Origin of the sequence: Porphyromonas gulae, assembly GCF_000765945.1 — a bacterium.
Classification (GTDB): domain Bacteria; phylum Bacteroidota; class Bacteroidia; order Bacteroidales; family Porphyromonadaceae; genus Porphyromonas; species Porphyromonas gulae.
The window spans coordinates 17,184-28,576 of the sequence record NZ_JRAT01000017.1 but is presented as its reverse complement, the minus strand read 5'-3'; the positions used below and the strand labels follow the sequence as shown (position 1 = coordinate 28,576).

4 protein-coding genes and 3 pseudogenes are annotated in these 11,393 nt (G+C 47.3%); 1 reads left to right on the top strand and 6 read right to left on the bottom strand.

Features of this window, described 5'->3' with window-relative positions:
• A pseudogene (locus tag HQ49_RS07170) lies at positions 1-2,617 on the bottom strand (C25 family cysteine peptidase); the annotation flags it as partial.
• A 730-nt stretch (positions 2,618-3,347) separates the two neighbouring features.
• On the opposite strand from HQ49_RS07170, the gene HQ49_RS11405 reads away from it, so the two are divergent.
• The gene (locus HQ49_RS11405; protein WP_152567121.1) at positions 3,348-3,533 is read left to right on the top strand and encodes a DUF1661 domain-containing protein; all 186 of its coding nucleotides are present in this window, start codon (positions 3,348-3,350) and stop codon (positions 3,531-3,533) included.
• A 143-nt stretch (positions 3,534-3,676) separates the two neighbouring features.
• Here the strand turns inward: HQ49_RS11405 and HQ49_RS07165 are convergent, their stop codons facing one another.
• The 5 genes and pseudogenes from HQ49_RS07165 to HQ49_RS12735 all read right to left on the bottom strand — a co-directional run.
• A complete protein-coding gene (locus HQ49_RS07165) occupies positions 3,677-4,696 on the bottom strand; it encodes a GNAT family N-acetyltransferase (protein WP_039419252.1) in 1,020 nt (339 codons plus the stop codon).
• Complete coding sequence (locus tag HQ49_RS07160) at positions 4,677-5,600, bottom strand: PG_1841 family phosphatidylglycerol lysyltransferase-like protein (RefSeq protein WP_026292391.1); 924 nt, start codon at positions 5,598-5,600, stop codon at positions 4,677-4,679. Before HQ49_RS07160 ends, HQ49_RS07165 begins: the two co-directional genes overlap by 20 nt.
• Before the next feature lie 100 nt (positions 5,601-5,700).
• On the bottom strand, positions 5,701-6,558 hold the full coding sequence (gene ypfJ / locus HQ49_RS07155; RefSeq protein ID WP_026292392.1) for a KPN_02809 family neutral zinc metallopeptidase: 858 nt from the start codon (positions 6,556-6,558) through the stop codon (positions 5,701-5,703).
• 205 nt (positions 6,559-6,763) lie between these two features.
• Positions 6,764-6,883 (bottom strand): annotated as a pseudogene (locus HQ49_RS12870) (peptidase); the annotation flags it as partial.
• Positions 6,884-11,211: pseudogene (locus tag HQ49_RS12735) on the bottom strand (DUF2436 domain-containing protein); the annotation flags it as partial. It lies immediately after the preceding pseudogene.
• Between the last annotated feature and the right edge of the window lie 182 nt (positions 11,212-11,393).

Sequence of the window (11,393 nt, the reverse complement as noted above, 5' to 3'; positions counted from 1 at the left end):
GGATCCGGATTAGGATTGGGATTCGTTCCGTTGGGAGCATCCCACTTGAGCGTTACCTTCTGTCCCGCTGCACTACCCGTCAGATTCTGTACAGGAGCAAATTCACCTGAACCCGGTACAGTAACGTCTTTACACTCCTTCGGAGATACACCAGCTGTGTACTTCACTTCCACGCAATACTCATGATTGCCCGGTGCTACGCCCTCTTCTTCGAATGTCGTAGCTGTCAAGCCTTCCTTGATCTTAGTGCCGTCACGATAAACCGTGTAAGTATAATCGACTGAGGTGCCTCCTTCGCCGGTGATCACGACATCATCCAGATTGATCCAGAAGAAGTCTGTACAGTTGAAATGACGGAAGGCAACATACTTGGTGCCCGCTGGCAACTGTACAGTCTTTTGGTACCAAGTACCCTGTGCACGGGTACCCCGAATAGCTTCAGGTGAAGTTACTACAGACNTTCGTTCACTACTTCTGCACGATTGCCGGCAGCAGGAGCTTCCCATTTGAGTGTCACTTTCTGTCCTTCTACAGTTGCAGACAAGTTCGATACTGGCTGGTAGGGGCTGGGCTCACCGGCCTGAACCTGCTTGATAACAGGAAGATAATTAGAACGAGTGATAACTACGTCATAATTACCATTTTCTGTGATCAGCTTTGTCATATTCACAGTAGCAACACCACTTGCATTCGCAACACCTGTTCCATACAAAACTCCATCTTTAGAAATAGCTACGTAAGAACCGGCAGAAGCCTGAATGCTATAGGTTGCCTGGTTTTGAGGCAGAGAGGCAGGAAGCGTATAAGTATTAGTCTTAGGCATTGCACGATAGGGCATAACCGAACCATCGCCAAGGACATGATAAGCTTCCCAATAGTAATGAGCACCAATATGAGTTATATTGCCGATATTTCCAGCATGAGTAGCAGCAAGATTACCGGCCCACATAATAGAGTTCACAGTGTTGTACGAATCTTCCAAGAATGTAGCATCATAAGACCCCATAGTCGTGCCTTCGTAAGTAGGCTGAACACCAAACACAGCATTAGCACCTACACTCCAATAGTAGTCCTCACCCCAATAAGAACTTGGAGACGAACCGATATAGGCATAAGCTCCTTTTTCCTTAACACGAGTTATTACCTCTCCAAAGCATGGTTGTGGATAATCGAATTGGGCTGTAATACAACAGTTACCAATAGCTAAGAAGTATTTGTCCTTATTTGTGAGAGCCTTTAATTGGCTAGTGGTCAGGGACGGATCAGCCCATGATGTCTCAGATCCATGCGCCGTATAGTTTACAAAACTGACACCGGTATTCAAGTGACTGTAGCAGCCTGTATAAGGAGCCTTGAGATAGCTGTACACGTCTGTATAACCATGTTCTTGGTTAAAGTAATACTGCATACCATATTTAATGGTTTGCTGACCTACCTTGGGATTCCAGTTATAGTCTGCACCTGCAATCAAAAGTACCTTTTCCAGGTAACTCTTGTCCGGCATGGTAGCCTTTTCATACATCAACACCTTATCAATGATGTTTTTCAGTTCTTCTCCGGAAGAAGCAGACATACGGAAAGAATACATTTCGGGGAAATAATCACCATCGACTGCACTGTAGTACAAGTCTGTGACCTCTTTCGTTTTTTTCCCTTTTTCGCCACTAATAACATCAGTGTCACCAATCAAAGCCAAGAATACGGGAGCAGCATTGGCGGCCAGACCATCATTGTATTTCTTGTGAATAAATGCTTTGATAGAGGCGTTGGTTGTTCCGACTTCAGCTTCGTCTGTGTAATGAACATCCAGATAGAAACCCTTCTGAGCCTTCCAAGTGAGCCAAGGCTTAAGAGCTTCTTTGAATTTTGCACCTGCAACAACAAGCATACGAGCCGGTGTCTTGTACAAATCAGGATGATCAGTATAAACATCTTTGTTGAAGAGCTGTTTGTAAGCTGTCTCGAAGTATGGGCTATAAGAAGCATCATACAAACGCTGCGTAGCAACTTCGTCTGCTCCTTGGAAGCTCACTTCGATTTCAATATTATTTCTTACTTTCAACTGGTTTGCAGCTGCATCATACTGAACAGGATTGATGGTAAGAGCCGCAACGCGAACACCGCGCATTGTCCCCAACACTTCTACTTGGGTCAGTTCTTGCCCGACAAAACCTTTGCGCGCATAAGCAGCAGCATTGTAAACAAAGGGAACCTTTTCCGGATCATCGCTCTTGCTCATAGAGGGTTGATGCGGCATAAGTTTTTCAGAACCATATTGGTTCAGAGAATAAACTTGTTCTGTGAAATTTTTCACGCGAACAATGGGGGTGGCACCGACAGGCACAGCAATTAACTTTCTTACCGCAGGCACCTCAGGTGCTCCGAACTCCCCTGTCGGGAATGTACCGGGAATTGACACTGAGGCAAAAGTACCGCCTTTGGTCTCCACCCTCTTCAGCTCGACTTCATTGAACGAAAAGCTTGCATCGAACTGCTTGAAGCTACTGTTCGTGCACATCGCTCGAGTAGTCGGAGCATCCAGCTTAATCTTGGCATTTTGGGCATAGAGTCCCACGCCCAAAAGGGATGCCGCGATCAGCAATAATAATTTCCTCATACTTAAAAAACAATTTATGGTCGTGATTCAGAGAACCACGGCCGGGTTAAAAAAAAACAAAAAAGTCCACAAATAAGATTCATTTCAAGAACAAGACAACAAAAGAAAAGGAATTTATAAGGCATAAATACTATCTTCTATTTCTGTTGGTACCCTTCTCAATGTGTTTTGTTGCGGCGCAATTTAGAGAAAAAAATCGATTTAAGAAGAGTTTAGGATTATAAAGTACATATTTTCAACATAAGTGACAAGGAGCCAACCCTTAAAAAGGCTGTCAATTAGCCTCTTACCAAAACATTGGCTGTGTTTGAATGAGGAGATGAAAGGGTGAAAAGGTTCAATCTCCATCTCATTGTAACGTCAGTTCGATCTAAGCCCAAGTTCCCCATTTGCACTTAGATCGAACTGACATTAAATTACGAGTCCACTATTATCATTACCTCAGGAGCAGAGGAAACCTGTCGAAAGACGGCTTTAGAGGGTTATTCTTTCTCTGCGAGCCATGCTTCGAAGAGAGGTTTCGATCGGTCGGTATAGGTTTGCGACTGCTAACGGCGACTTAATGCCCCGCAATCGGCGTTTTTCGCCCTAAGACGACCAATACCTGAGACACCGGGGCAACCTGCTCAATACAGTGCCTGAGCCTGTACTCGGAAGACTGAGAAAGTACACATCGCTACGCCCTCCCCCTGCGATGGTTTAGGCTCCAAAAATTGCCGGCTTTACAGCCATGAAAGTGTGGCGCGTAATTTTTTACGTTTTGGCTCGAGAGGGAAAATTTTTACGCGCCAAAGCGAAAAAATTCTCGCGCCGTTTTCTCAGGATTTACAGACCGCAATCCGAGCATTTTCGGTTCGTAATTTATCGAAGTGGCAGATTTTACCGCATTAAGATCAGAGATATCAATTCGATCTGAGCGCAAATAGGGAAGTCGGGCTTAGATCGAACTGACGACATTGTATGTCAGGGCCTTGTAAAAAGTATTGCCTGAAAGCAATACTTGAAGTTGTTACGTTGCATTTACTTACAACGAAAAAGAAGAGCGGACTGAGGTTAATATCAGTCCAGCATGAGGAAAAGGGTGGAGGGGAAAGGGGAAAAAAGATCCTTGACTAAGGAGTCGGGAGTGTGATGTGGAAGTAAAGATATCTCAGGCTGTATATTGTCCGAAAAGGCAATGTGTCCCTTACTGATATGATAAGTACCATTGTGCTGAGGGAAAAGAGGGTCACTATATACAAAAGAGCGAGCTTCTGCAGGATGGTATTGAGCAAAGGCTTCGAGTATGGGTATAGGGCGCAGGATCCTGAGCATTCCGTATGGAGTACTTCCCGAATGTGCAAGAATAGAGGCATGGTCGCAATCCAAAGACCGGAGCAGGTGATCGACAAGTATGAATGCCACTTCGGTATCCCCTACAAGCAGTCTGACATCAAGACTATTCTCTCTCGGGACAAAACAAGCCTGACCTACAGTCTTACCGGCACCGTCCTGCAACATGGCAACATCCCCCCCAGCCAAAGAAAAATCCTTCAAAGCCGTTTGCCACTGCCCGAAGGTATGCTGTACGGCCAAGCGAATATCCATTTGCTCCTCGGCTGAGAGAAAGCTGTAATCTCCTTGTCCGATCGTACAGGTATAGCCTCTGGGAGACTTTCGTGGGATAGAATTCGGTCTATATAGGATTTGTTTCCGACCAAAGGCCGGCGCATAGCCACCGCTGCGAGAGTAGAAATCGTACAGCCAAGCTTCGGCCGGAATAAGGAAACTACAGACATCGCCACGGTCATACATGACCGAAAGAGCTTCTGTCATCATCGTGTGCATAATGCCTTTGCCACGATGATCGGGGTGTGTGCATGCTCCGGAAATATAGCCGGCCGAGAAAGAAGTGCCAAAAATTCGCAGTTGATAAGGGAGCATTTGCAGATGTGCTACAGCCTCCCCCGTCTCGCTATACCGTAGCAACGTATCATCATCACGGAAAACTTCGTGGAAATAAAGGTCAATGAAAGGCTCGGGGTCATCGAAGCAGATGCGCCATAGTCGCACAGATGCTTCACGCTTGGATTCGGTCATGATCGCGCCGCAGTATGGCTGTTTGCTTTGGCAAAAGAATGGCAGGGCGATAAGATAGTTTGGCCTGACGCAGCCCCGGCAGCCCCAAGTCCTCCTCGCGATTGATGTAGCGGAATGTGTCCGGTATCGAACGGGCAAATTCTCTATTGATCATCGTAAACGCACCTTCCACCATAGCATCGGCCTTTTCGATATGTACTCCAAAAGTGTCGGCATTGATAGGGGAGCCTAAACAGAAAGCCACTACCCTTCCACGGACCCGTAGTACTCCTCCCGAAAGCCCAAGCTCCTGACGATGTCGAAAAGCACGCTCTACCATCTCTACCTCCAGCTCTCTTCCGTCCTGATCACCTCGGTTATCGAGCCATAGATGTGCCAGCATCAAGCATTCTTCGGCATCGCTATCCTTAACAGGATCGTATGTATAGTCGGGGTAGAGAGAAAGAAATTTATTGATATGATTGCGCTTGGCCTGCAACTTTTTACCTGACAAAGTCGCTAAACTTTCACGTTCGTATATATAGTCGCAATAGGCTTCATCCTCGATAAAGTAATACTCAGCCGAGCAATGCTCCTCGATACATCGGTGAATATCGGGAGTCACACCCATAAATATCAAGGGATAATCTTCGTGCACTACTTCCGCTTTCAGTCGATGGGCAGCAGCCACTACTCGCTCAGGATCGGCTCCCACAGGAAAGAGATAGACCGGATGACTACGGCTTTTCGGTTTGAAACGGATGATCAGACAGTCCTCCACAATAGCCCAAGACGTGCCATAGACGAAACTCCAGCAATAGAGATTGGAAAAAGCCAGGTCGCAAATTCTTGCCCCTGAAGAAAAAGTGATAGTCGTTATGGCCGATCTGTCAGTAGGTTCTACCGGTTTGAATTCAATATTCATTCGCATTGGTTTTGTCACCCCTCTGTTCATATCATATAAAGGGGAGACGTTAATTTATCGGTGAAACACCTTTACGAGCGAAAAAGTTTCATCGTTTTCCCTATTTCAATTCGGCAAATGTGTCACCTGCGGAGAAATCTCCCGTCTCGAACCCTCGTTTGAACCAGTACATTCTCTGAGAGGAAGTGCCATGAGTGAAAGCATCAGGTACCACATAGCCCTGCGATTGTTTTTGAAGAGTGTCATCACCGATAGCCTCCGCAGCTCTTATTGCAGATTCCAAATCCCCTTCTTCCAAAGCGATAATATTCATCTTCTGCGCATAATTAGCCCACAGACCGGCAAAGAAATCGGCTTGCAATTCCACTTTCACACTCATGCGATTATATTCCGCCTCGCTCACGTGCCCACGCATACTGTGCAGTTTATCCAATGTCCCCAACAGATGCTGTACATGGTGTCCCACTTCATGTGCCGTCACATAGGCCATGGCCAAATCTCCGGGGGCATGGAAACGATTGGCTAATTCATGGAAGAAATCGAGGTCGATATAGACTTTTTCGTCCGCCGGACAGTAGAATGGCCCTGTGGCTGCAGTGGCTCCACCGCAGCCGCTCATCGTTTCCCCTGAAAAGGTGACAAAAGTCGGTTTCTTATAGGTCTTGCCCAACTCACGATCGAATATCTCCGTCCATACATCGTTGCAACTATTGAAAACTCGAAGAGAAAAGACTTTCAGATCCTCGTTTTCATTCCCGGAAATGTCATCACTTACCGCCTCCTGGCCCGGGACAAAAAGATCTGCAATTTGAAACAGTGCGTCGGGATCCTTGCCAAGGAATACTGCTATGATAGCAATAATAATGGTAATGAGTCCTCCCCCTGCAAGTCGTTTGCCGCGACGACCTCGCCTGTCCTCATAGTTCGACTGATCGTCATTTCCATTGATCCACTTCATATAGTTTTTGTCGGGATTAAAATTGCGATTGATTTCTGTTCGTATTCTCTCACACCATGAAAGTAACAAAAAATCAAAGGAATAGCTCTTTCTATGGCTTATTCGGTTGCAACAAAAGGGTCGCCCGACTCCTTTTTATGGAAGCCGGGCGACCGGTTAAAGCGATCGGTTGGTAGAGCACACCGATCGAAAAATAATCAGCTCGTTACTTTACAGCAAGTTTTTCTACGTAAGACTTGCCATCAACAACCACCATAACTGCATAGGAGCCGCCCTGAGCCGTGTAAACAACCGTGTTGCGACCCGCTGCCAGACGACGACCNTACTTGGTGCCCGCTGGCAACTGTACAGTCTTTTGGTACCAAGTCCCCTGTGCACGAGTACCCCGAATAGCTTCAGGTGAAGTTACTACAGACTTAGCCGTCAGCGTCTCTTCCAACAAAGCGTTCGTAAAGTTTACGGCGTCGTTACCCGTAGAAGATGCATAAACAGCATAGTGTTCTCCTGCCCATGCGGCATCCTGTGCACATACCCAGAAAGTAAGAGTACCTCCGCTCGGCAGAGANTTCACAACCTCGGCGCGCTTGCTTGCAGGTGCATTCCATTTAAGAATTGCATCCATACTGTTGGGGGCCTGCTCTGCAGTCAGATTCTGTACAGGATTGAACTGCTGTGGATCAACTGTTACGTCAACACATTCCTTCGGGGATACGCCCGCCTGGTACTTAACCTCCACGCAATACTCATGATTGCCCGCAGCTACGCCCTCTTCTTCAAATGTAGTTGCCGTCAGACCCTCCTTGATCTTAGTGCCATCGCGATAAACCGTATAGGTATAATCGGCTGAGGAGCCTCCATCGCCGGTGATCACGACATCGTCCAAATTGATCCAGAAGAAGTCTGTACAGTTGAAGTGACGGAAGGCTACATACTTGGTGCCCGCTGGCAACTGTACAGTCTTTTGGTACCAAGTACCCTGTGCACGGGTACCCCGAATAGCTTCAGGTGAAGTTACTACAGACTTNACATACTTGGTGCCCGCTGGCAACTGTACAGTCTTTTGGTACCAAGTACCCTGTGCACGGGTACCCCGAATAGCTTCAGGTGAAGTTACTACAGACTTAGCCGTCAGCGTCTCTTCCAACAAAGCGTTCGTGAAGTTCGCTGCATCATTACCCGTGGAAGATGCATAAACAGCATAGTGTTCTCCTGCCCATGCGGCATCCTGTGCACATACCCAGAAAGTAAGAGTACCTCCATTAGCAAGAGAAAGCTCCGGCGTAATCAGGTAGTTATCGGGCGTCTGAGGCCCTACGTTGTTGATGTAGGATGCAGAAGATACACAGCCAACACTGTTATGGCCNGGATTCCCCAATCGGGGCACTGTCCCAGTTGTTGCCGTCGCCGTCGGCATCGATAGTCTTCCATGCGGAAGGTATACCGCTCTCGAAGCCTTCGTTCACAACCTCGGCGCGCTTGGCATTGGCCTTGATCTCAACCTCATCAATGTCGATATAGAACATATCTGTGCTCTGGAAGTGACGGAAGGCAACATACTTAGTACCNCGGATAGCTTCCGGCGAGCGAACTCCTTTGGCTGTAAGCGTCTCTTCCAACAATGCATTCGTAAAGTTGGAAGCTGCATTACCTGTCGAAGAAGCATATACCGCATAGTGTTCCGACGCATAAGCGGCATCCTGTGCACATACCCAAAAAGTCAACTTTCCTCCGTTAGGCAGATTTAATGCCGGCGTTATCAAATAGTTGTCAGGGGTAAGAACTCCTATTCCTCCAAGACCGAATGANGTTACCTTCTGTCCCGCTGCACTACCCGTCAGATTCTGTACAGGAGCTAATTCACCTGAACCCGGTACAGTAACGTCTTTACACTCCTTCGGAGATACGCCGGCTGTGTACTTCACTTCCACGCAATACTCATGATTGCCTGCAGCTACACCGTCTTCTTCGAATGTCGTAGCCGTCAGACCTTCCTTGATCTTCGTGCCGTCACGATACACCGTGTAGGTATAGCTTGCAGGTGAATCGTCTTCGACTTCCATATCAGTTCCATCTCCCATTCCGGCGCGACGCATCGTGAAGGTGTACTTCTTGCCTGCTTCGAATGTGAAATCGTCATAACGTGCAGGCTGGTTGCCTCCATCTCCTGCGATCCACATCTTTCCGGATGCAGGTTCCGGGTTCGTAATGCAATAGTCGTAAACACCACCGGGGATTACAACTTCACCCTGTCCTGTAACGATAATATTCTGTGTAGTAACAACAGGATCGGCATTGGCCGGGATCAAATACTCGAAGTTCGCACTGTAAAGATTGGAAGAAGCTGTTCCGGTAAAGAGAGGACCGGTTGCCGGAATGACACTTCCGAATGTATTGTGATCGGCATCCAACAAGAACTGGTAACCCGTATTGTCTCCCCATACGTTGTCTGCTGCGAGCACAACCTTGGCTTCGTTGGCACGTACATCATCGGCAGGCTCGATCGTCAATACAAGGCGGTCGCTGATTCTTTTTACTTCTTTGGAACCTTCTGTTTGAAGCGATTCTCTTGCGCCATTCAGGTTGCGACCTTTGGAATTACCTTTGATCTCAACCTCATCAATGTCGATATAGAACATATCCGTGCTCTGGAAGTGACGGAAAGCAACATACTTCGTACCGGCTGGCAAATCTACCGTCTTCTGGTACCATGTACCCTGTACACGACCTCGGATAGCTTCCGGCGAGCGAACTCCTTTGGCTGTAAGCGTCTCTTCCAACAANACCCAAAAAGTCAACTTTCCTCCGTTAGGCAGATTTAATGCCGGCGTTATCAAATAGTTGTCAGGGGTAAGAACTCCTATTCCTCCAAGACCGAATGATTCTGAATATACACAACCATTGCTGTTGTAGCCTGCGACTCCGGGTGCTTTTCCGTGCTTCCAACCATGACCGTCNGCCATCGGCATCGATCAGTGTCCATGTGGCAGGAATACCGCCATCAAAGGATTCGGTCAGACCGGGNGGTGCTTTTCCGTGCTTCCAACCATGACCGTCGCCATCGGCATCGATCAGTGTCCATGTGGCAGGAATACCGCCATCAAAGGATTCGGTCAGACCGGGTTCCGGATTGGGATCCGGATTAGGATTGGGATTCGTTCCGTTGGGAGCATCCCACTTGAGCGTTACCTTCTGTCCCGCTGCACTACCCGTCAGATTCTGTACAGGAGCTAATTCACCTGAACCCGGTACAGTAACGTCTTTACACTCCTTCGGAGATACACCGGTTTCGTACTTAACTTCGACACAGTAGTTATACTGGCCGGGAGCTACATTTTCCTGTTTGAATGTCGTTGCCGTCAGATTCTGTGCGACAACAACATTGTCACGATATACCGTGTAGGTATAATCATCGGAAACACCTCCGCCAGAGACTGCTACGTCATCAAGATAAAGACGGAATATACCTGTACAACCAAAATGACGGAATGCCAAATATATCTCTTGCCCAGCATAGGCAGAAAGATCAATGGTTCTTTCCTGATAGGGAGCAGGAGGACCCTTTGTTACTTCACTCTTCTGGAAGTCTGCAGGAGGGTTCTTGCCGCCCCCAAGAGTTTCTTCGAAGAGCTTGACTGTAAAGTTTGCAGCCTCGTTTCCGGTTGTGGACAAGAACACTCCATAGTGCTCATTCTCCCAAGGCACTTGTGATGTAATCCAATAGGTAAGTTCACCATCTTGGGGAACAGTAATCTTAGGAGTCACCAAATAGTTGTCAGGACTCAAATCAATTTTTGCGTCTTTGTTAGCTGCCCATGATCTACTAAACATAGCACCATTACCTGTATGAGTAGCGGTGTTGTAAACGTTTATTGTGGATAGCCAATTACGGCCATCACCATCAGCATCGATCATTGTCCAACCATTTGGAAGCGTTTCTGTATCGAAACTTTCGTTCAACACATAAGCCCGTTTGTCGGATGCGGGGGCTTGCCAAGTGAGGGTTACCGTCTGCCCTGATACAGACCATTGGAGATTCTGTACGGGAGCGAATTCATTGCCACCTTCTCCTGTTACCACAACGGATGCAGCATCGCCGGAACCTTGTCGTTGGACAGTGAAATGATAAGTCTTACCGGCCTCTACTACATAATCATTGCCTTTGGAAACACCCTGCCCTACAATATATATTAAGCCGGGATTCGGGTTGATGATTACATAGTCATAAGTGCCGGCAGGAATATCGGCTGATGCCGTTCCATCAAGCACGAAATTCGTAGGAGTAAACGAAGCATCGGCATTGACCGGAACTTTATACTCGAAAGGATCGAAAAGGCCATCAGGAATTGTCTCGCTAGCAAACCAAAAACCATCTTCGGGAATCGATGCGCCGTACTGATCGTGATCGTCATCCCAAAGCATTTGATAGCCTGTGCCGTCTTGCCACACATCGTGAGCTTCCAAGATAATTCGTGCCATGCCGGCAGGAATCGGATCTCGGAGATCCTTGGCTGTGGATGTTCGAATACCTTTCTGCACCGTCTGGTGCGTCACAGATGGAGCCGTCTTCGGCCCTCTCTGTGCAGTAGCCGTCTGTCCCCAACACAACAGGGATAGCAGGACGGCAAGCGAAAATAAAGAATTCAATTTTCTCATACCTTTTGAAAGTATTAAAGATTAATATTTCGCGAGATAGTGCTCTACCACTATCGCCCGAAAGGTATGTTTTTAATCTTAACCTGCCAAATATTTTTTGCTAAAAAGACACAAAACACAGTTTTATTCTTTAGAAATTAGCCGAAAGACAGACCCATCGCTGAGGCAAAGTTTTACGCCAT

Coding starts and splice junctions, on each gene's coding strand:
- HQ49_RS07165 (WP_039419252.1), bottom strand. CDS start 4,696: ATGACCGAATCCAAGCGTGAAGCATCTGTGCGACTATGGCGCATCTGC.
- HQ49_RS11405 (WP_152567121.1), top strand. CDS start 3,348: ATGAAAGTGTGGCGCGTAATTTTTTACGTTTTGGCTCGAGAGGGAAAA.
- ypfJ (WP_026292392.1), bottom strand. CDS start 6,558: ATGAAGTGGATCAATGGAAATGACGATCAGTCGAACTATGAGGACAGG.
- HQ49_RS07160 (WP_026292391.1), bottom strand. CDS start 5,600: ATGAATATTGAATTCAAACCGGTAGAACCTACTGACAGATCGGCCATA.